We start from the raw sequence: 21,694 nt of genomic DNA, 5'->3' as shown, positions 1-21,694 counted from the left end.
TGGGAGAGCATCTGCCTTACAAGCAGAGGGTCATAGGTTCGAGCCCTATAGGCCCCATTTCATTTGCCGATGTGGCTCAATTCATGACGATTGAGGAGTGAAGCGAGTCAATCGTAGGCAGAGCAAGCTGATTACAAATCAGCTGCATATAAGCATTATGCCGATGTGGCTCAATTGGCAGAGCAGCTGATTTGTAATCAGCAGGTTATCGGTTCGAGTCCGATCATCGGCTCTAGGCGAAAGCCAATTTCATATGGATGGATTCCCGAGTGGCCAAAGGGGGCAGACTGTAAATCTGTTGCGACACGCTTCGGTGGTTCGAATCCACCTCCATCCATTTAAAATAAGTATTGATATTTTGATACTTATTGTATATAATAGTAATGTAAATAATGACGCGGGGTGGAGCAGTCTGGAAGCTCGTCGGGCTCATAACCCGAAGGTCGTAGGTTCAAATCCTGCCCCCGCAATTTTTTTATGCATTTTTTTAGACGGAGTCATCTGTCTGGTGAAGGTGCATAAGGAAAATGCCCAGATAGCTCAGTTGGTAGAGCAGAGGACTGAAAATCCTCGTGTCACTGGTTCGATTCCGGTTCTGGGCATTTATTTTTTTGCTTATGAATGTATGTTTAGAACAAAACATTCGTTTTGAAACGAAGCTTGTCATTTCAATAATATTTCCGGGGTATTAGCTCAGTCGGTAGAGCACTTGACTTTTAATCAAGTTGTCCGGGGTTCGAATCCCCGATGCCTCATCCTTGAAAATAAGCGGGAAGCCTTTAAAATAAGGGCTTTCCGCTGTTTTTGTTATGATAAAAACTGACTGGAGACTGCCAAACGCAAAGAAGACCTGATAACATTTTTGGACAGACTGAATATGATATGTAAAATGATATATGATAATAAAGGAAACTTGCATGAGAGATATCACATTATGTCATCCAAGACTTCAGCATCTGGCCACTCAGTGGCAGAAGGAGTGTCTGGATCAGGGGATTATTGTGGAGATTGGGGAAACGCTCAGGACTGTAAAGGAGCAGGATGCGCTGTATGAGCAGGGCAGGACAAAACCTGGGCCGATTGTTACAAATGCAAAAGGGAGCAGCTATTCCTCACAGCACCAATGGGGGATTGCCTTTGATTTTTTTCTAAAAATGGATATTAACGGAAATGGAGCTGTAACAGATGATGCCTTCAACGATTCTACGGGAATGTTTGAGAGGGCAGCTTCTGTGGCAGAGAAGCTGGGTCTCGGATGGGGAGGCAGATGGACGAGTATTGTGGATAAACCTCATTTATATCTGCCGGATTGGGGAAGCACAACGAAAGAATTGAAGAAAACTTATAAAAATCCCAAGGCATTTATGGCGACCTGGCCGAAAAAGGCAGATGAGGGCTGGAAGATGGCCCAGGACGGCATTCGCTGGTGGTACCAGTATTCAGATGGCTCCTATGCAAAGGATGGATGGTTTTGGATGGAACGAAACAGTGCCTGGTATCTGTTTGACAGGGACGGTTATATGCTGACTGGACTTCAGAAAGATTCAGAAGGCCAGTATTTCTTTCTCTGGCCTGAGCATGATTCCAACGAAGGAAAATGTATGGTGACAGATGACAGGGGGGCCCTGAAAATTGTGTCAAAGTATGATTTTGACAGGCATAGATACATTATGTAAAGTGAAGACAGGATGAATGGGATGCATGCGAGAAAAAGAATTAAAGGGAATGGAAACAGCAAACCAGAAAGAGATGGCGGGAAAAGAAAATCGTCAGAATTTGTTAAGTTGTTTTATTCCATGCTTATTGATATAATCGCAGTTAGATAAACCTCATGAAAGGACAGAAGATGGGAATCAGAAAGGATGGAAGATGAAAGAAAACCTGAAAAAAAGACTGAAAAATAGAGGAAAAAGGCTGATGGCCGCGTTTATGGCGGCATTTATGATGTTTCTGGCAGTGCCGGCCGGGGAGAGCAGGGCTGATGAAAACGGATTGCTGATCGAGGCCATTCAGCAGGGGCAACAGCCTGGACAGCCGGCTGTCGGCTCGGCTACAGACTCTAAGGAGGAGGCGTATCTGGGAGGAGCAGCGCTTACAATGCTGGCTTCTCAGACTTCCGGCCAGAATATGTCGTTTCTGCTTCAGACAAATAACGGGGAGGTCATTGTCATAGACGGCGGGCTTGATCAGGATGCAGATCATCTGGTGGAGACGATTCAGTCTATGGGAGGCAGGGTGTCTGCCTGGCTGATCACGCATCCCCACAGTGACCATATCGGAGCTCTGACAAATATTTTAAACAGGAATCCCGTTCCAGTGCAGATTGACAGCATCTACTACTCCTTCTTGTCCAGGGAACAGTATGAGAAGGGCGATAATATGGGGCGCATGTCAGATTACGATAATCTGATGGCTGCATTTTCAAAGACAGCTCCGGAAAAGCTGCATACTCCTCTCTCAAAGGGGCAGGAATTCTGGGTGGACAACGCCAGAATTACCGTGATGAATGAGCCGTTTTACACAGAGTACAGTACATTTAACAACAGCTCAGTGGTTTACAGGATTGACATTAACGGGAAGAGGATTATGTTTCTCGGGGATCTGGGATGGGAGCCGGGAACCAGGTTAATTCGCATGTGGAATTATAATGAATTGGAATCGGATGTTGTTCAGATGGCACACCACGGCCAGGACGGAGTGGGGGAGAATCTTTATCAGGTTCTCCATCCGGAAATCTGCTTTTGGCCTGCTCCGGACTGGCTCTGGGACAATATGAAGGACGGAGTGGCAGGCGCAGGTTCCTACAATACGATGAAAACACGGGCATGGATGGAGCGGATAGGAGTCCAGAGAAATTATGTTGCCAAGGACGGAGATCAGGTGCTCCGTTAAGGATGGAATGGTACCGGGACATGCAGCTCTGATATGCAGATAAGAGGCAAAAAAGAAGTAAAAGAATGACATGCAGGAATATCCTGCCCTGGTATGACAGATACCCGGGCAGGACATTCCTGCTTTTTTTACAGGAGGCTGAAAAACAAGGAAGGATTTACTGCTCAGGAAGGGGAGGGGACGTTTCTGTGCGATTTATTTTCAGAAAAACGGTGGAAAAAAAGGGAGTTTTACCTTAAAATAATTACAATAACTGTTTGAGGGAATGCCTGTGATGGGATGTGTTTGGCAGGAGGAAGTTTTTATGAAGAAGCAGACATTGCTTGAGCGGACGGCGGCTCAGGTGAGAATGGGGCAGACGGAAGAATTTGAAAATTTCTACATTCTGACTGTCCAGGATGTGTTTCAGGCTGCCTGTGAGGCCCAGGGACACGAGAAAGCAGGAGATCTGGTAATTATTACTTATGCTGAACTGTTCGGCCAGAGAGAGACGATTCCGGAGTCTGAGGAGGCTATTAGAAACTACCTGAGGGAGCTTGTCTTTCACCATGCGGGGATGGCGCCGGAATCTGAGTCTGAGCCTGGAAGTGATCCGGAAAAAATTTCAGAAAATATGGCTGCAGAGCTTTGGATGACGGTGGAGGAAAAGGCGGGAATTTCGAAGGATGAAGCTGTGGAGGAGAAGGAGGAAAGCTCCCCGGGAGAATATGTAAAGAGCTTTGTACGGGTGACTCTGATGTTTGTGGTGCTCGGGATTGCCGCATTTATCCTGTACAGGGGAGTAATCCAGTTTATTGATGAACATAACAGAGTACAGGATACTGTTTCAGAGGGGACTGAATCAGAGGGCATCTACAAAGCAGGGGAGAACGGCACAAGTGATGGAAAAGCGCCGGATAGTGAAAATAAAACAGAGAACATGGATGGAAAGGAGGACCAGGCTGTTTCATTTCGCCTTGAGGGGGACAGGCTTCTAGTTGATTCTGAGGAAGGCGGGATGGAGACGGGAGAACTCTTTCTGGGAAGGCAGCGTCTGATTTTTGAGGACGGAGAGCTGACGGGAATTGAGAGAAACAGGCAGACAGAAGCTTCCCAGAATATCTTTTATGACGGAGAAACTAAGTATACGGTAAGGGATGGGGACATTTACCGGAAAATTCCCGGTCAGAAGGAGGAGTGCGTCATCCGAAACGGCCATGTGGAATGGGCAGATTTTCGTTTCCAGAGTCTTTACTATGTGTGCAGCTATCAGATTCCCAATTCTGAGCAGATAAAGAGGACAGCCTATATGGCGGATGGAGATGGGGAAAATCAGTCAGAGCTTTTTACAGACAGTGCTGTTTTAGATAATGACGGACTTCAGTTTACAGAGGACTGGGTGTATTACCGAAAGGGAAATTCTGTATTCAGAACTGGCATGAGAGAAGCGCGAAAGGAAAGAATGGTCAAAACTCAGGGTGAGTATTTTGCTTTTGGGGATACTCTGTTTTATATGGATGAGAATGGACTGAACTGTGTTTCCGAGGGAGAGACAGATTATGCAGAGGGGGAAATTTTGCTGCCGGCTCTGGAAGATGGACAGATTGTGTTTGTGTACGAGGACGGAGAGCCGGCTCAGCCAGATGAAAACGGAGAACTTCACATCGGGGACATGGTCTATACGATGGATGGAAATGCTGTGACAGCAGTAAGGCCTGCCCAGCAGATTTATGGGAATGAATTATACTACCTGTATGGAAGCGGAATGGACAGAAAAATTTATAAAAAAGCCATTGACAGTGATTCGACTGCGCTGGTTGCTCAGAACGGCATATACACGGACAGCTTCTGCATCATTGGCAGCTGGCTTTACTACAGCGCCTGCATGGAAAATATTGACGGGGTACAGTACAGCCAGATTTACAGGGCAAATCTGGATACCATGGCCCAGGAGAAGGTGGGGCGCCTGTTCCAGGGTGTGATCACAGCCATGTACCCGGACAGGGAAGAAAACATGATTTTCGGGGAATATATTTCTGAAACGGTGGACGGGAAGATTCACGGGAATATCTGTGCGATTATGGAGGACGGACAGATGGGAATTATCGAGGATTCTATTCCGAGAAACAGCGGAAATGACAGACTGTCCTTTGTAGCTGCCCAGGGAGATGATATTTACTGTTTCTACCACGAATGTACGTATGACAGTACATCGGGAGTGATCCGGGATATAAGTACAGAGGCATCGCTGGTAAAGTGGTAGAGAAGAGATGAGAAAGAGATAAAGATTAGATAAAGAATAGATAAGAATAGATTGAGAATAGATAAAGAAACAGAGGAAACATGAGAGACGAAACGCCAGACGGGGCAGGGCTGCTGTCATGGAATAAACAGAAACAGGAACCTGGAAGGAGCAGGAATATGCGTCTGATTGACAGACTGGAGGAATATGGAAGGTCAGATTTTTATGGCTTCCACATGCCGGGACATAAAAGAAGGCAGGAGCTGGGGATAACTTCCTTCCCCAATCCGTTTTCTGTGGATATTACAGAGATCGAGGGGTTTGACAACCTTCACCACGCAGAGGGAATTTTGAGAGACTCCATGGAGCAGGCGGCTCAGATTTACGGGTCAGACAGGACGTATTATCTGGTCAATGGCAGCACCTGCGGAATTCTGGCAGCCATCAGCGCGGCGGTGCCCGAGGGAGGAACTCTCCTGATGGCAAGGAATTCTCACAAGTCAGCCTACCATGGAGTGATGCTCAGGGGACTGAAGGCCCTGTATGTATATCCTGAGATCTTTGAGGAATATGGAATTCAGGGAGGGATCTCTGCCGAGGAGATAGACAGGATTTTGAAGGAGCAGGGGAAGAGGGAGATAGGAGCTGTCTTTCTCACCTCTCCCACCTATGAGGGAATTGTGTCGGATGTGGAACGCATTGCAGAGACTGTCCATTCATACGGGCTTCCTCTGATTGTAGATCAGGCTCACGGCGCCCATCTTGCATTTGGAGAAGGGACGGGAAAAGGCAGGAGAGAGGGGAGGCTGTTTGCGCGCTCTGCGCTGGAATTGGGAGCGGATGTGGTGATTGAGAGTGTGCATAAAACACTTCCCTCTTTGACGCAGACGGCTCTGCTCCATATAAGAGGCAGCCGCATTGACAGGGAATGCCTGGAATTTTATCTGAGAGTGTATCAGAGCTCCAGCCCCTCCTATCTTTTGATGGCTTCCATCGATAACTGTATTCAGTATATGGACTTGGAGGGAAGAAAACGCCTGGAGAAGTACGGAAGGCGTCTGGAGCAGTGGATGGAGAGAGCGGAGGAATGGAAATGCCTGTGGATCCTTGACGATTCTGTGATCGGGCGCAAGGCTGCAGCAGACAGGGATCTGTCAAAGCTGGTGGTGGGCATAAGACCCCATGTCAGGAGAGAACTTGGAGAGAAGACTGCAGAAGAGAACGGCGGCCGGGAAAGATACAATGGAACCTGGCTGGCAGCAGAGGTAAGAGAACGGTTTCATCTGGAACCGGAAATGTGCTGCGACAGGTATGTGATTTTTATGACCTCCCTGATGGACAGCGAGGAAGGACTTTTGCGGCTGATGGAGGCTCTGTGTACGATCGACAGGGAGTTATGTGAAAAAGCGGCAGAAGAGAACAAAAGGGAAGGCACAGAGGAAAGCAAAAGGGAGGATGAAAAAGGGGCAGAGCTGGCTGCGCAGGACAGCCGGCTCTTTACCTGGACGAGAGATACAGAGGTGAGGATGAATATGTCTGAGGCTATCAGACGGCCTGGCAGGCGCATTCGCCTGGAGCAGGCAGCAGGACTTGTGAGCAGAGGATTTCTCACCGTCTATCCGCCAGGAGTTCCGGCCATAGTTCCCGGTGAGGAGATTTCCAGGGAGTCGCTTCAGATGATTCTTTCCAACAGAAGGCTGGGCCTGACTGTGGAGGGAATTTATGAGGACGGGACAGTGGACACTGCAGTCAGGGAAGCGGTTGAAAAGAACGGTAAAGAAGGACAGATGGAAAGATAAGATGAAGCAGAAAACAGGAACTGAATTAGAACAGGGAAGAGGACAAAGAGAAGAGGAGAGAAACGAATACGGGAAAATCTACTTTGTGATGGGAAAGAGCGCTTCGGGAAAGGATACCATTTACAAAAAGCTGCTGGAAAGTATTCCGGAGCTGAAAACCATTATCCCCTATACAACCCGGCCTATGCGGGAGGGAGAAAAGGAGGGGGCAGAGTACCATTTTACAGATGAGGCCTCCTTACAGGAGATGTGGGAAATGGGAAAGGTGATTGAAAAGAGAACTTATCATACGATGTACGGCCCCTGGAGCTATGCAACCGTCGATGACGGGCAGATTGATCTCAGGGAGGGGAACATTCTGATGATAGGAACGCTTGAATCCTACCAGAGTATCCGCAGCTACTTTGGACGGGAGAATACAGTCCCCCTCTATATTGAGGTGGAGGATGGAGAACGGCTTGAACGGGCTCTGAACCGGGAAAAACAGCAGAAATGCCCGCGATATGCGGAGCTGTGCCGCCGTTTTCTGGCTGACGAGGAGGATTTTTCAGAGGAAAAGCTGGCTGAAGCCGGAATCACCGCGCGGGACAGATATGAGAACCGGGAGCTGGAAAAGTGTTTAGACGATCTGGCCCAGAGGATAACAGGGTTTCCCTTTTATTCTCGCTTTCCTCAAAAGGGATAGTGTGATATAATAGCGAGGAAAGCGCATGCCATGCTTGCATGAGCATGCATTTGACGAGCGGCCCATCGAGACGTCAGTCGAGATGGTATAATGACCGCGAAAGTCTGTATCAGGAGGATACGAAATGACAGCCGTACAGGCAGTGAGAGAAGAGACAGCGGCTTTAATGCGCAGCTTCTATGCATAACATTTTCTTCAGGAGGAATCATGGCAGGCTTTAAAGATATTATCGGACATGAAATGATAAAGGATCATTTTCAGAAAGCAATCGAATACCACAAGGTTTCCCATGCGTATATCCTTTCGGGCGAGCAGGGGATGGGAAGGAAGACATTAGCTAAGGCATTTGCCATGACGCTGCTCTGTGAAAAAAGTGATAAGGAACCGTGCATGGAATGTCATTCCTGCAAACAGATACTGAGCGGGAACCATCCGGATGTGATCTGGGTCACCCATGAAAAGCCAAACAGCATCGGTGTTGACGATATACGGGAGCAGCTCAATGACACCATACAGATTAAGCCCTACAGCAGCGCCTACAAGATCTATCTGGTGGACGAGGCGGAGAAAATGACGGTTCAGGCTCAGAACGCCCTTTTAAAGACCATTGAGGAGCCGCCGTCCTATGCGGTGATTATTCTGATGACCACCAACGAGGAGGCATTTCTGCCGACCATCCTGTCACGGTGTATTAAGCTGAAGCTGAGACCATTAAAGGATCAGACCGTCAGCAGCTATCTGATGGAATCCATGGGAATCGGGGAGAGCCAGGCGGATATCTATGCGGCATTTGCCAGAGGAAATCTGGGAAAGGCCATTCATCTGGCGTCTTCAGAGGAGTTTAAGCTGCTTTACAGGGAGATTCTGAACCTTTTAAAGCATGTGAAGGAGATGGATCTTGTCATGCTTCTCGACTACATCAAGAAGATGCAGGAGGAAAACCTCGATCTGGACGAGTGCCTGGATTTCATGCAGCTCTGGTACAGGGACATTTTGATGTACAAGGTGACAAAGGATATGAACTGCCTGATTTTTAAGGAGGAATATACAACCGTCAGCAAGCTCTGCCAGAACAGCTCCTATGAGGGGCTTGAGACCATTCTGAATGCCATTGACAAGGCAAAGGCAAGGCTGGCGGCCAATGTAAATACAGAGCTCGCCCTTGAGCTTATGCTCTTAACAATGAAGGAGAATTAGATTGATGATAAAGGTAATAGGTGTCAGGTTCCGGACGGCGGGAAAGGTTTATTTTTTCGACCCGGCCGGAATGGAGATCAACACGGGAGATCACGTAATTGTAGAAACAGCCAGGGGTATTGAGTTTGGCCATGTGGTTCTCGGCAGCAGGGAGGTGGACGAGTCCAAGGTCGTTCAGCCCTTAAAGTCCGTGATCCGTATGGCTACGGCAGCGGACGAGGAGACAGAGCGTAGGAATAAGGAAAAGGAGAAAGAGGCCTTCGGCATCTGTCTGGAAAAGATTAAAAAACACAATCTTCAGATGAAACTCATTGACGCGGAGTACACCTTCGACAACAATAAGGTGCTCTTTTACTTTACTGCTGACGGCAGAATCGATTTCAGGGAGCTTGTAAAGGATCTGGCTGCCGTGTTTAAGACCAGGATTGAGCTTCGCCAGATCGGAGTCAGAGATGAGACAAAGATCATGGGAGGAATCGGAATCTGCGGACGCCCCCTGTGCTGCCATACCTACCTGTCAGAGTTTATCCCCGTCTCTATTAAGATGGCCAAGGAACAGAATCTGTCCTTAAATCCCACAAAGATCTCAGGCGTCTGCGGCAGGCTGATGTGCTGTCTGAAAAATGAGGAGGAAACCTACGAGGAGTTAAACAGCAAGCTGCCGGGAATCGGCGACTATGTGACGACGGACGACGGCCTCAAGGGAGAGGTCCACAGCGTAAGTGTGCTGCGCCAGCTGGTAAAGGTAGTGGTGACAGTGGGAAAGGACGAAAAGGAGATCCGGGAATACCCGGTAAAACGCCTGAAATTCAGACCGAAGCGCAGAAAAGAAAAGGTAAATGTGGATGCGGAGTTAAAGCAGCTGGAGGCCCTTGAAAAGAGGGAAGGAAAATCCAAGCTGGACAATAACTGATCCAGGTGAAAACTTCGTGAAAGACTCAGGAAGGGACAGGACTTGAATACAGAGAAAAGAGAGATTGAACTGAGAGAGGATGAGAGGATCGACGATCTTCACAGAAATGGCTACCGGATCATCCAGAACCAAAAGGCATTCTGCTTTGGAATGGATGCAGTGCTTCTGTCTGGATATGCGTCGGTAAAGCCGGGGGAGAGGGCTCTCGACCTGGGAACGGGGACGGGGATTATCCCCATCCTTCTGGAAGCCAAGACAGAGGGCAGCTATTTTGCTGGGCTGGAAATCCAGGAGAACATGGCCGAGATGGCAAGAAGGAGCGTTTGGCTCAACGGCCTGGAGGGGAAAATTGAGATTGTGACAGGAGATATAAAAGAAGCAGGCCGGATTTTCGGTGCTGCCTCTTTTGATGTGGTGACATCAAATCCTCCCTATATGAACGACAGCCACGGGCTGAAAAATCCGGATCTTCCCAAGGCCATTGCCCGCCATGAGGTGCTCTGCACCCTGGAGGACGTGGTGCGGGAGGGAGCGAAGGTGCTCCGGCCGGGAGGCCGGTTTTATATGGTGCACAGGCCTCACAGGCTCATTGAGATTATCACTGCATTTACGAAGTATAAGCTGGAGCCAAAGAGGATGAAGCTCGTACACCCCTTTGTAGACAAGGATGCCAACATGGTTCTTATAGAGGCGGTGAAGGGGGGGCGTTCCATGATAAAGGTGGAAAAGCCGCTGATCGTGTACCGGGAACCGAGGGTTTACATGGATGAGATTTATGATATCTACGGGTATTAAAAGAGGAGGGAACGGAAGATGGATGACAAGGCTCTTCTGAGTGAAAAGACACAAAAGGCAGGGACGGGAAAGCTGTACCTGTGCGCCACTCCCATCGGCAATCTGGACGATATTACCCTTCGGGTGCTGGATACTCTGAAAAACGTGGATCTCATCGCTGCGGAGGATACCAGGCACAGCATCAAGCTGCTGAACCATTTTCAGATTAAGACTCCTATGACAAGCTACCATGAGTACAACAAGGTGGAGAAGGCCAGGTACCTGGTGGATCAGATGAAGAAGGGGGTAACGGTGGCGCTGGTGACGGATGCGGGGACACCGGGGATCTCCGATCCCGGGGAGGAGCTGGTGCGCCAGTGCCATGAGGCGGGGATTCCCCTCACCTCTCTTCCGGGGCCTGCAGCCTGCATCACAGCCCTGACTATTTCCGGTCTTCCCACCAGGCGTTTCTGTTTTGAGGCCTTTCTGCCGGCGGATAAGAAGGAACGGCAGTGGATTCTGGAGGAGCTGAAGAAGGAGACTAGGACAATCATTGTCTACGAGGCTCCCCACCATCTGGTGAGGACGCTTTCAGAGCTTGCGGCTGCTCTGGGGGAGAGGAATATCACCGTCTGCAGGGAACTGACAAAGCGCTATGAGGAGGCCTTTCGCACCACGTTTTCCGGCGCTCTGGAATTTTATAAGGAGAATGAGCCTAAGGGCGAGTGCGTGGTAGTCATCGAAGGAAAATCCTTTGACCAGGTGAACCGGGAGAAGCAGCAGGAGTTTGAGGAGATGACCGTCGAGGAGCATATGGAGCTGTATCTCTCACAGGGGATGGATAAAAAAGAGGCCATGAAGCGGGTGGCCAAGGATCGGGGGATCAGCAAGAGAGAGGTTTATCAGGCGCTTCTGTAGGGGAAGAGGGGAAGTGGGGAGAAAAGGGGAAGTTTTTTTGTTCCGATGAAAGTCACAAAGAAACTTCCCCTTTTCTCCTGGATGAATGGGAGGAGAGGCCGCCCCGCTCTTTCAGTTCAGACAGATAGGAATGTTCATCTTAGCACTCGCAATGCTGGCTAAATTATTCTTATTTTAATCAGTTATCCGGATGACGGTGTACCCCTGTTTTCTGACGGCATTTTTTAAGAGCTCCGGGTCTGTGGGCTGCTTCATCCGCACTAGGGCTTCCTGGCTTCCCAGATCCACAGAGGCCCAGACTCCGTCAAGGGCGTTTAATGCATTTTCCACCCGGTTTGCGCAGTTTCCGCAGGACATGCCGTCAATTTTCAGGATTTTTGTGTACGGATAATGGGCTTTGTTTCGATCCGATACTCTCCTTTTTTTGACTGTTCCCTCCCCGCCTGCACCGCAGCAGCCGGAGGTGAGCTTCTTTCTGTATTTCTTTACAGAAAAAATACAGATGACGGCCAGTATGACACAGATGACAGCCGTTGAAATCGTTCCTCCTGACATGGCAAAAGACCTCCTTTACACAATGGTTAGTTAATGCTAACTTTCTGCTATTATACCTGCAGCGGACATGCTGTGTCAAGAGGGAAGAAAGGGGAGAAGGAAGCTGGAGGGCAGGAAAAAGGGCCGCCGCAGAAGCGGCAGCCCTGAATCTGTCCATAGACAGTGGGAAAGTGGAAATAGACAGCGGAAATAGACGGCGAAAATGGACAGCGGAAGGAATAGGGAATATTCCATCTCTTAAAAGCGGAACACGGCCGTCCCGTAGGGGGGAAGCGGATAAGAGAAGGAGTAGGGCTGGCCGTCGCACTCTCCCTTCTTGGAGCGGTAAACGTGCACGTCATCGTTTTTCTCATAATATCCGTGATGGCTGTCCAGAACCAGGGTGAAATTGCCCAGCTTCGGCACGCCTACCCGGTAATCCGCCCTCTCCACCGGAGTGAAATTGATGATGAAGAGGAGATTTTTCTTCTTCGTTTCATCCCGGCGTACGAAGCTGAAAATGCTTCGGTCAGCGTCGTTGGCATTGATCCACTGGAAGCCTGCGTAGTCATTGTCCAGGCGGGACAGGCAGGGGTATTTCCGATAGAGGGTGAGAAGGCCCCTTACATAGCTTTGAAGATCTGCATGGAGGGGTTCGTCAGCCAGATACCAGTCCAGAGATACCTTTTCATCCCACTCGTGGAACTGGCCGAAATCCTGTCCCATAAACAGCAGCTTTTTGCCGGGATGGCCCAGCATGAAGGTGTAGCCTGCCTTCAGGTTGGCGAATTTGTCCTCGTAGATGCCGGGCATCTTATTGATCATAGAGCATTTTAAATGGACAACCTCATCGTGGGAGAGAACGAGGATGAAGTTTTCACTGGTGGAGTAGGTAAGCCCGAAGGTCATGTGGTTGTGGTTAAATTTCCTGTAAATGGGATCCAGCTTCATGTATTCCAGAAAATCGTGCATCCAGCCCATGTTCCACTTGAAGGTAAAGCCAAGTCCGTCCTCCTCCGGCCGGTGCGTGACCTTCGGCCAGGCAGTGGACTCCTCGGCGATGATCATGCAGCCGTCCTTTCTCCCTGTCAGAACACTGTTTAAATGCTTGAAAAATTCGATGGCTTCCAGATTCTGATTGCCGCCGTACTGGTTGGCAACCCACTCCCCGTCCTTTCTGCCGTAATCCAGATAGAGCATGGATGCCACTGCATCCACCCTCAGTCCGTCTATGTGGTACTGCTCGATCCAGTAGAGGGCGTTGGCGATCAGGAAATTTTTGACCTCGTTCTTTCCGTAATCAAATACCTTTGTACCCCAGTCGGGATGCTCTCCCTTGCGGGGATCTGCGTACTCATAGAGGGGTTCCCCGTCAAAATCAGCAAGCCCGTGGGCGTCCCTGGGAAAATGGGCGGGAACCCAGTCTAAAATAACGCCGATTCCTTTTTTATGGAGATAATTTACAAGGTACATGAAGTCCTTGGGAGTACCGTAGCGGGAGGTGGGAGCATAATAGCCGGTCACCTGATAGCCCCAGGAGCCGTCAAAGGGGTGCTCTGCGATCCCCATAAGCTCCACATGGGTATAGCCCATATGCTTTACATAGTCTGCAAGGGCCTTGGCTGCCTCCCTGTATGTATAGCAGTTGTCCCGCTCCGGGCGGATAGTTTTTCGCCAGGACCCCAGATGAACCTCGTAGATTGCGAGGGGAGCCTTGACAGGGTCTGTCTGCTTCCTCTTTTCCATCCAGGCGGAGTCGCTCCAGGAAAAGCCTGTAATGTCAGAAGTTACAGAGGCAGTTCCCGGCCGGTATTCAGCGCTGAAGGCAAAGGGATCGGATTTTAAGAGCAGAGAGCCCGTTTGGGTGGTGACAGCGTATTTATAGAGCTCGCCCTCCTTTAAATCAGGCACAAAGGCCTCATAAATTCCCTGTCCATTGATATTTTTCATGGGATTTTTTTCGGGATTCCATCCGTTGAAATCCCCTACTACGCTTACGGACTGTGCGTGAGGCGCCCATACGGCAAAGTGCATGCCGGCTTTTTTCCGGTAGGTGTAAGGGTGGGCTCCCATCTTTTCATAGAGACGGTAATGGCGTCCCTCACCGAACAGGTAGAGGTCGAGTTCACCAAAAAATCCCATTCCTGCTTTTGAAGTTTTTGTCTTTTGCCCGGCCGTTTTTTTCATGTACTGGTCCTTGCCAAAAGATTTGGTATCTGTTGTTGTGTTCATAACTAAGTTCCCCCTGAAATACAGGCCTGCAGGACATGAAAGAATCCGGCATCCGGTAACAGTCCTGCCAATGCCATAGTTTTTGTTTGGATAATCAGTGTCCCCCTGTGAGCCAGCTTTGATAAGAGATGAAAGCTCTTCTAAAGTTCCTGGCTTTTAATTCGGCGCAGGAGAAACTGATAACGCAGCTGGGCTGCGTTGATCTCGTAAATATAGCAGTCGATAAGCACCGGATCAACTGCCTGATCAAAGTGATTTCTGGCGCAGTCCATTTCGGCCATGATCCGGCGCAGCTCATCCTTCACAGTCATCGCAGTAGGCTTTCCTCCGGCCTTTGCTTCATGTTTTGTTTTTGTCTTAATCATGTATTTTTCCTCCTTTGAAGCCTAGTATGGCTGGAAAAAAGAAAAAATATGTGCAGAAACGTGCAGCAGTTCAGATAAAAGGATAAATTGTTAAAAAAAGGAAAAGGAAAGTCAGTCCCTAGTCAGGGGACTTTATGCCGAGGAAGGACTGGAGCCTGCGGCCCAGACCGATGAGCTCAGCTGTGGCCTCGGAGATTGTGAGATAGTAGTAATTGCAGGTCCCCGAGCGCCTGATATCGATAAGTCCAGCCTCTTTTAAAATTTTCAGATGGTGGGAGACAGCAGGCCTTGAGAGGCTTGTATACTCTGTGATTTCCTTCACATTCAGGCCGTGCCGGCTCATATTTTCCCGGGAAAAATCTCCGCTGCAGTTTTTAGAGGCGGCTTCCGTCAGCACCTCCACGATTGTGAGACGTATTTCGTCGCCCAGCGCTATGAAGAAGGGCATGCACTGGTGAAATTGTTTTTTTAAATCTTCTGCCTCTGTCAGAACATCACACCTCCTTTGCGCCTGTATGGCGATAAAAAGTTAAAAAATTTGGTCTGCAAATTTACTGAAAGTATTGGTTTAAAAAAATGAACTAATATAGGAATATTTTAACACCTGTAAGAAGAAAAAGTCAATGGGGAAGAGAAAATACAACTTCGGTTTATATTGCAAATGAGTGTGAATGTGATAGAATAAATCTATGCGTGAAAGCATTTGATGAGAGTCCGGTGAAAGGAGAAAGGTATGAAATTTTTTATTGACACGGCTAATGTGGATGAGATCAGAAAGGCCAATGACATGGGGATTATCTGCGGAGTTACGACAAACCCATCTTTGATTGCCAAGGAGGGACGTGATTTTAAGCAGGTAATCGAGGAGATTGCTTCTATCGTCGACGGGCCGATCAGCGGGGAGGTAAATGCCTTCACAACTGATGCAGAAGGGATGATTCGTGAGGGACGCGAAATCGCAGCCATCCACCCCAACATGGTAGTGAAAATTCCTATGACAGCGGAAGGACTGAAGGCTACAAAGGTGCTTTCTTCAGAAGGAATTAAGGTAAATGTAACACTTATTTTCTCGGCAAATCAGGCGCTGCTGGCAGCGAGAGCAGGAGCAGCCTACGTGTCGCCGTTTGTGGGAAGGCTGGACGATATCTCAGAGCCGGGTGTGGAGCTCATTGAAACGATTATGGATATTTTTGAAACCCACGGAATTGAGACAGAAGTAATTGCCGCCAGCATCCGTACAACCATGCATGTGACACAGTGTGCACAGGCAGGGGCAGACATCGCCACCGTTCCCTATAAGGTGCTTGAGCAGATGCTTCACCATCCTCTGACCGATCAGGGAATTGTGAAATTCCAGGCTGACTACAGAGCTGCATTTGGAGAAAAATAGATATCGAGAACATAGGACAGGCGCATCTTCTTTTTGAAGGGAGAGGATGCGCCTGTTTCATTTCTTAGGGCTGTTTCAGTGCTTCCCGAGGAGTGGGTAACAGTTTTAACTGGCCTGAAATATGCACAAAAAAACAGGCCTATTTTTAGCAGAAATTACAATATAAAGTGGGAAAATTTCGCTTGACATTTTAGAACTGCATGACATAATGAGGTTACATTTACAGAAGCAGGAGACAGCTTCGGAGGCACTGCCGTTTGATGATTGTGAAAGCTCGAATGTGCTGGTTTCCGTGCTTCTGCAGCATCATATCTTTGCCATTTTAGAGAGCTGCGCGCGTCTATATCTTTACGAAAGTCTGTTATGAGAAAAATCCATTCAGCATTTTCGCTGAAAATCTGGGAAATGGTATTATCGCAAAATTTTATCTTCTAACCAGCTCTGAAGCTGGGCTTGGATGTCCCGTTTTGAGCTGGCACATTCAAATAAATGGATGTCTGTGGGGGATTTCCTTAAAATATCTGTCCGCAGTTAAGGCCCCCTTAGACGGGAAGGGTTATGGCCGGACAGAGAAGGAAAATCGGGGAAGAAGGCTCAGGGGAAAAATGAGAAAATCTGTGGGAGGAGGTGAAAAGATGGGGAGGAGATAAAGTGGATTCTGCACGCATTTTTGACAGCTGTATGTCTGTGTGATTTCAGAGATGGGAAAATTCCCAACTGCCTTTCAGTTATGATCCTTCTTTCAGGCTGCGGCTATCTGTTTATGACAGGGGGGATTGTCTCTGCTGGAAAAGCCCTTGCTGCCTGCTGTCTGGTTCTTCTGGCATTTTACCCTCTGTTCTGGCTGCGGATGATGGGGGCAGGTGATATCAAGGTCATTTCTGCCATTCCCGCCTTTTTAAGCAGCCGGGAATGGTTTCAGGTGGTGGGGTGTGCATTTGTGCTGGCGGGGATATGGTCTGTGTACAGCATGGTGAGACGAAAAGCCCTGAAAGAGAGATTTGCCTGTTTTTTTAGCTATGTACAAGGCCTTCTGGAAACGGGGATGAGAACGCCCTACAGCAGTCTGGAAGCAGATTCATGGGAAGTTTTGCGTATAGGGCCGTTTCTCTGGGCAGGCATGACTGCTTTTTTGATGAGAGGGGGCATAGGATGAAGCGGATTCTGGCTGTATATGACGTAGATCCGTTTTATGCACAGAGGTTTGCAGAAGTGGCAAACCAGAGGGAAAACATACCATTTACGGTGATGGCCTTCACTTCCATGGAGCGCCTGAAAAATTATGTGAAGGAGCATCAGGTAGAGCTTCTTCTCATAAACAGTCAGGTAGGTCAGGAGGAAATAAGGCAGCTGGGGATCAGCAGAGTCGTCTCTCTGACAGAAGGGGAGGGGACGGATGCAGATTATGAATATCCCTCCGTCTATAAGTACCAGTCGAGTGCCGGAATAATCAGGGAAGTGATAGCCTGCTACAGTGAGAGAACAAAGGAAATCTATTCCGCCGAATCGGGTACGCCTGCCAGGATTATCGGGGTATACTCACCAGTGGGAAGATGCCTGAAAACATCGTTTGCCCTGACGATGGGCCAGCTTATGGCTTCTGACAGGAGAGTCCTCTACATTACGCTGGAGGATTATTCAGGGATGGCGGCTATGACGGGGGAAGAATACAAAAATGATCTGTCAGACGTCCTCTACTACTTCGGACAGGGAAATTTTAATCTTCTAAGGCTCAGCGGAATTGTACATTCCATTGGAAATATGGATTATATTCCTCCAGTGAGATACCCGGAGGATCTTTCTCAGGTCTCCTCCTCGGATATGGCGGATATGATCCAGCGCCTGGCGGCAGAGAGCGGCTATGAGATCATGATTATCGACGTGGGAAATTACGGGCATCAGGCAGCTCCGCTTTTATCTGTGTGCCAGGTTATCTATATGCCTGTAAAGGAGGACAGTATTTCAGCGGCTAAAATCCAGGAGTTTGAAGATTATCTGGGCAGGGTGGGGAAAAGAGAGGTTATGGACAAGGTCAGGAAACTGAAGCTTCCCTATCACAGGAACTTTGGAAAAAAGGAAAATTACATCGAGCAGCTTTTATGGAGTGAGCTGGGGGATTATGTGAGGAGGCTTCTAAGAGGAGGAAACCGCCAGGAAATTGACTTCTAGGGCGGATCCTCCACTGTGAAAGAAAAGGAAGAGGCAGGACAGACAGGCAGAGGGAAAGAAGGGACAGCATACGGGCTTTGTATCGGGAAGAAAAGAGGGAGGGGAAGAGCGCTGCCAGGCCGTTTCCGGGGGCGGTGATGAATGGAAAGAAAGAAGAGAACCGGACAGTACGGGAAAAAGGCTTAAGTCCAGGCTTCAGAGGGAGCTTGAGGGAAGAAGGCAGGTGGAGGAGGAAGAGCTTACCGGTCTGATCGATTCCTTTATCAGTGAGGAGGGCGAGAGGGAGTATCTGCCTCTGAGAGAGAGGCTCCGTCTTAGAGCAGAGCTTTACAATTCATTCAGAAAGCTGGACATTCTCCAGGAGCTGGTGGACGATCCTGGGATCACAGAAATTATGGTGAATGGGCCGGATTCTGTCTTTGTGGAGAGCCAGGGAAAAATCAGAAGATGGGAGAGGACATTCGAGAGCCAGGAACAGCTGGAGGATCTGATCCAGCAGATTGTGAGCCGTGTAAACAGAACGGTGAACGCATCGTCACCGATTGCGGATGCCAGACTGGATGACGGTTCGAGAGTTCATGTGGTGCTGCCTCCGGTGGCGCTGAACGGCCCGGTTCTTACTATCAGAAAATTCCCGGAGCCTATTACGATGGAGCGCCTGATTCGGCTGGGAAGCATTACAGAGGAGGCGGCCGGTTTTCTGAAAAAGCTGGTAGCATCGGGCTATAACCTTTTTATTAGCGGAGGAACGGGATCTGGCAAGACCACCTTTTTAAATGCCCTTTCTGAGTTTATTCCTGAGAGCGAGCGGTTGATCACCATTGAGGATTCGGCAGAGCTTCAGATTACCCATATTCCAAACCTTGTAAGGCTGGAGACAAGAGCGTCAAACCATGAGGGAAGCCGAGAAATTTCAATCAGGGATCTGATAAGGGCAAGCCTGAGAATGCGGCCGGATCGGATTCTGGTGGGGGAGGTGCGAGGCGCAGAAGCCCTTGAAATGCTGCAGAGCATGAACACCGGCCATTCCGGCTCAATCTCAACCGGACATGGAAACAGCAGCAGAGATATGCTTTTGAGACTGGAAACCATGGTTCTTATGGGGGCTGAGCTTCCGCTGTCTGCCATAAGAAGCCAGATCGCGTCTGCGATTGATATTCTGATCCACCTGGGGAGACTGAGAGACAGAAGCAGGAGAGTCCTGGAGATAGCGGAGGTGACAGGAATTGAACATGGAGAAATTACCCTTCATCCACTTTTTCAGTTCAGGGAGAGAAAGGAAGAAAAAGGAAAAGAAAATGAAGGGGTCAGGGGATGTCTGGAAAAGGTTGGTGAGCTTCAGGATCGGCAGAAGCTGGAACTGGCCGGGGAAACGCTGTGACAGAGGCGAAAAAGGGGCCTTTCTCTATGACAGGTATATCCTTTCCTGCTCAGAGTGGCTTCTCTATGCAGGGCAGGGAATCTGTGCGTGCGCAGCAGTTTCCTATGTATTTTACAGAAACGCGGCTGTTTTCTTCCTGTTTCTTCCGGCTGGAATTCTTTATCCGCTGTACAAAAAAAGGGAGCTGAAAAAGCGCAGAAAGGAGGAGCTGAAACGCCAGTTTAAGGAGGCAGTTCTCATGCTCTCCTCTTCTCTGGCTGCCGGTTATTCCATGGAAAATTCCTTTTCCCAGGCGGAGATACAGCTCAGGGAGCTTTACGGAGAACGGGCAATGATGGCCGATGAATTCTCTGACATGAGAAGACAGCTTTCCCTGAACCGCACACTGGAGGAGCTGTGGAGCGATTTTGCCGATCGAAGCGGTGTGGAGGAAATCAGAAGCTTTGCGCTGATTCTCAGGTCTGCCAGACGAAATGGAGGGAGAATGGGAGCTGTGATTTCTCACATAGCAGAGATCATAGGGGGAAAGCTGCAGGTGCAGGAGGAGATCCGGACAATGACGGCCCAAAAGCAGTTTGAACAGAAGATTATGAATCTGCTGCCGATATTGATAGTTCTCTATGTCGATGTGACCTCGCCCGGATTTTTTGATTCCATGTATGAGACAACTGTTGGAAGGATCGTGATGACCGTATGTCTAGCTGTGTATGCGGGGGCGTACGTCCTGGCTGGGAGGATGTTGGAAATTGAAATTTAGTTGGAAGACGGCAGGGAGGACAGACAGGAAAGAGAGCATTGTCAGGTGGGAGAGAGGACATAGGAAACAGGAAAGCGCAGGAGGGCAGAACAGAGGGAGAATTAAGAAAGATGAAAACGGGGAAAGAAAGGCCGCTGACTCAGAGCGCAGAAAGAAACAGGCAGTCTGCCTGGCAGCTGGAATCCTGCTTTTTATCGTATATCCCATGACAAAAACCGGCTCAGAATTTTTGATAAATGGAACTATGATAGAGCGAAATTCCTACGGGCAGGGAGAACGGGAGGGCACAGTTCTGGTAGAAGGTCTGTCGGAGGATGAGCTGAAGCTCCCGATCAGCCTTGCAGAGAGGCAGTACAGCAGAGAGGAGGCGCGCAGACAGTTTGATCTGGCACTGGAGGAGGCCAGACAGCTTATGCTTGGAGAAAATGAATCGCTGGAACAGGTATCTCATCCGTTAAGCCTGCCCTCCTGGCTGGACAGCATGGGAATGGGCATGAGATGGGAGGCTGAGAATCCAGAGCTGGTAAGCTCCAGCGGTGAAATCAATCTGGGGACGCTGGAAGATTTGCTTGAAACAGAGAAGACTGACTGTGCAAAAACGTCTCTTTTCGTGACATTTGAGGCAGGAGAGTATGAGAAAACCTATGAGATTCCTGTCACTCTGAAGCTGCCTGAGCAGACGGAGGAGGAAAAACTCCTGGCACTGCTGTCGAAAAGAATTGAAAAGCTGGATGAGGAGCAAAGATTCGCAGAGAAAGTGAAACTGCCGGAAGAGCTGGACGGAAAACGGCTTTATTACAAAAATGAGCCGGAATATGACAGAGTCCTGTTTCTGGTTTTGGGAACAGCTGCTGCTGTGGCTTTGGAATTTCAGAAGACTGCCAGGCAGAGGGAGGAACAGAAAAAGAGGAACAGAGAGCTGCTGTTTGATTACTCGGATATTGTTTCTGGCTTATGTGTTTATCTGAATGCAGGGCTGCCGGTCAGGAAAGCCTGGGAGCGGCTGGCAGAGGAATACCGAGAAGGGCTTGAACTTCCCGGCAGCAGAAGGAGGGCTGGCTATGAGGAGATTGCAGCCTCTGTGAGTGCTATGAATCAGGGAATGCCGGAGCTGAAAGCTTATGGAGAATTCGGGAGAAGCTGCGGGCTCAGATCTTACAGAAAACTGGCCGGTCTGATGACACAGTATGTAAAAAACGGCTCAGGAAGCCTTTTAAAAAACCTGGAAGAAGAGATGGAATCTGCATTTGAGGAGCGCAAGGAAGCTGCAAGAAGAGCCGGAGAGGAGAAAGGAACGAAGCTTTTGATCCCGCTGTTTATGATGCTTATGGTGGTTATGGTAATGGTGTCTGTGCCTGCATTTCTGGCATTTGGAATTTAGCTGAACAATCGGAAAAGTTCCAAAAGAGCAGGCTCAGATAAAGAGAAAAGGTACCTTAAAAAACTGCAAAATCCATACCCGGACAA

General features: G+C 48.9%; 19 protein-coding genes and 5 tRNA genes. 20 read left to right on the top strand and 4 right to left on the bottom strand.

Annotated elements, in window-relative coordinates:
• Positions 1 to 159 precede the first annotated feature (159 nt).
• From DW757_RS13440 to rsmI, 14 genes are all read left to right on the top strand, one after another.
• Positions 160 to 232, top strand: a tRNA-Thr gene (locus DW757_RS13440).
• A 23-nt stretch (positions 233 to 255) separates the two neighbouring features.
• A tRNA-Tyr gene (locus DW757_RS13435) sits at positions 256 to 337 on the top strand.
• A gap of 59 nt (positions 338 to 396) precedes the next feature.
• Positions 397 to 470 (top strand) — tRNA-Met (locus DW757_RS13430).
• Positions 471 to 529: 59 nt separating this feature from the next.
• Positions 530 to 602, top strand: a tRNA-Phe gene (locus tag DW757_RS13425).
• An 80-nt stretch (positions 603 to 682) separates the two neighbouring features.
• Positions 683 to 755 (top strand) — tRNA-Lys (locus DW757_RS13420).
• Positions 756 to 917: 162 nt separating this feature from the next.
• Positions 918 to 1,676, top strand: a complete 759-nt coding sequence (locus DW757_RS13415; RefSeq protein ID WP_008397137.1) for a M15 family metallopeptidase — start codon at positions 918 to 920, stop codon at positions 1,674 to 1,676.
• 193 nt (positions 1,677 to 1,869) lie between these two features.
• Complete coding sequence (locus DW757_RS13410; RefSeq protein ID WP_118751945.1) at positions 1,870 to 2,892, top strand: MBL fold metallo-hydrolase; 1,023 nt, start codon at positions 1,870 to 1,872, stop codon at positions 2,890 to 2,892.
• 304 nt (positions 2,893 to 3,196) lie between these two features.
• Positions 3,197 to 5,134 carry a hypothetical protein gene (locus tag DW757_RS13405; RefSeq protein ID WP_015572889.1) on the top strand — a complete coding sequence of 646 codons (1,938 nt, stop codon included), beginning with the start codon at positions 3,197 to 3,199 and terminating at the stop codon, positions 5,132 to 5,134.
• A 158-nt stretch (positions 5,135 to 5,292) separates the two neighbouring features.
• Positions 5,293 to 6,912, top strand: a complete 1,620-nt coding sequence (locus DW757_RS13400; protein ID WP_347559994.1) for a decarboxylase — start codon at positions 5,293 to 5,295, stop codon at positions 6,910 to 6,912.
• A 1-nt stretch (position 6,913) separates the two neighbouring features.
• Complete coding sequence (locus DW757_RS13395; RefSeq protein WP_118751942.1) at positions 6,914 to 7,597, top strand: guanylate kinase; 684 nt, start codon at positions 6,914 to 6,916, stop codon at positions 7,595 to 7,597.
• A gap of 207 nt (positions 7,598 to 7,804) precedes the next feature.
• Positions 7,805 to 8,794: a DNA polymerase III subunit delta' gene (gene holB / locus DW757_RS13390; protein ID WP_015544550.1), complete on the top strand. Its 990-nt coding sequence runs from the start codon at positions 7,805 to 7,807 to the stop codon at positions 8,792 to 8,794.
• 4 nt (positions 8,795 to 8,798) lie between these two features.
• The gene (locus tag DW757_RS13385; RefSeq protein ID WP_015572892.1) at positions 8,799 to 9,707 is read left to right on the top strand and encodes a stage 0 sporulation family protein; all 909 of its coding nucleotides are present in this window, start codon (positions 8,799 to 8,801) and stop codon (positions 9,705 to 9,707) included.
• A 42-nt stretch (positions 9,708 to 9,749) separates the two neighbouring features.
• The gene (locus tag DW757_RS13380; protein ID WP_182433309.1) at positions 9,750 to 10,502 is read left to right on the top strand and encodes a tRNA1(Val) (adenine(37)-N6)-methyltransferase; all 753 of its coding nucleotides are present in this window, start codon (positions 9,750 to 9,752) and stop codon (positions 10,500 to 10,502) included.
• Positions 10,503 to 10,520: 18 nt separating this feature from the next.
• On the top strand, positions 10,521 to 11,399 hold the full coding sequence (gene rsmI / locus DW757_RS13375; protein ID WP_008397128.1) for a 16S rRNA (cytidine(1402)-2'-O)-methyltransferase: 879 nt from the start codon (positions 10,521 to 10,523) through the stop codon (positions 11,397 to 11,399).
• Positions 11,400 to 11,573: 174 nt separating this feature from the next.
• Here rsmI and DW757_RS13370 read toward each other — a convergent pair whose 3' ends face one another.
• The 4 genes from DW757_RS13370 to DW757_RS13355 form a co-directional block, all read right to left on the bottom strand.
• A complete protein-coding gene (locus DW757_RS13370) occupies positions 11,574 to 11,954 on the bottom strand; it encodes a heavy-metal-associated domain-containing protein (protein WP_015544548.1) in 381 nt (126 codons plus the stop codon).
• A gap of 237 nt (positions 11,955 to 12,191) precedes the next feature.
• Positions 12,192 to 14,165 (bottom strand): 1,4-alpha-glucan branching protein GlgB, encoded by a 1,974-nt coding sequence (glgB, locus tag DW757_RS13365; protein WP_118751941.1) that lies wholly within the window; start codon positions 14,163 to 14,165, stop codon positions 12,192 to 12,194.
• Positions 14,166 to 14,305: 140 nt separating this feature from the next.
• A complete protein-coding gene (locus DW757_RS13360; protein WP_118751940.1) occupies positions 14,306 to 14,530 on the bottom strand; it encodes a DUF2508 family protein in 225 nt (74 codons plus the stop codon).
• Between the two features lie 118 nt (positions 14,531 to 14,648).
• Positions 14,649 to 14,978 (bottom strand): metalloregulator ArsR/SmtB family transcription factor, encoded by a 330-nt coding sequence (locus tag DW757_RS13355; protein ID WP_008397123.1) that lies wholly within the window; start codon positions 14,976 to 14,978, stop codon positions 14,649 to 14,651.
• Positions 14,979 to 15,263: 285 nt separating this feature from the next.
• Here DW757_RS13355 and fsa point away from each other — a divergent pair, with 285 nt between their 5' ends.
• The 6 genes from fsa to DW757_RS13320 all read left to right on the top strand — a co-directional run bounded on the left by fsa (position 15,264) and on the right by DW757_RS13320 (position 21,608).
• Positions 15,264 to 15,920, top strand: a complete 657-nt coding sequence (fsa, locus tag DW757_RS13350; protein WP_015544546.1) for a fructose-6-phosphate aldolase — start codon at positions 15,264 to 15,266, stop codon at positions 15,918 to 15,920.
• A 646-nt stretch (positions 15,921 to 16,566) separates the two neighbouring features.
• Positions 16,567 to 17,076 carry an A24 family peptidase gene (locus DW757_RS13340; protein ID WP_347559997.1) on the top strand — a complete coding sequence of 170 codons (510 nt, stop codon included), beginning with the start codon at positions 16,567 to 16,569 and terminating at the stop codon, positions 17,074 to 17,076.
• Positions 17,073 to 18,089: a hypothetical protein gene (locus DW757_RS13335; RefSeq protein ID WP_008397117.1), complete on the top strand. Its 1,017-nt coding sequence runs from the start codon at positions 17,073 to 17,075 to the stop codon at positions 18,087 to 18,089. The genes DW757_RS13340 and DW757_RS13335 overlap by 4 nt, the downstream gene beginning before the upstream one ends.
• Before the next feature lie 223 nt (positions 18,090 to 18,312).
• Complete coding sequence (locus DW757_RS13330) at positions 18,313 to 19,470, top strand: CpaF family protein (protein ID WP_118751938.1); 1,158 nt, start codon at positions 18,313 to 18,315, stop codon at positions 19,468 to 19,470.
• Positions 19,421 to 20,227 carry a type II secretion system F family protein gene (locus DW757_RS13325; protein WP_118751937.1) on the top strand — a complete coding sequence of 269 codons (807 nt, stop codon included), beginning with the start codon at positions 19,421 to 19,423 and terminating at the stop codon, positions 20,225 to 20,227. Before DW757_RS13330 ends, DW757_RS13325 begins: the two co-directional genes overlap by 50 nt.
• On the top strand, positions 20,217 to 21,608 hold the full coding sequence (locus DW757_RS13320) for a hypothetical protein (protein ID WP_118751936.1): 1,392 nt from the start codon (positions 20,217 to 20,219) through the stop codon (positions 21,606 to 21,608). Before DW757_RS13325 ends, DW757_RS13320 begins: the two co-directional genes overlap by 11 nt.
• The last annotated feature ends 86 nt before the right edge of the window (positions 21,609 to 21,694 follow it).

This window comes from Clostridium sp. AM29-11AC, assembly GCF_003480545.1.
Lineage (GTDB): Bacteria > Bacillota > Clostridia > Lachnospirales > Lachnospiraceae > Otoolea > Otoolea saccharolyticum_A.
This window is presented reverse-complemented; position numbering and strand designations above follow the sequence as displayed.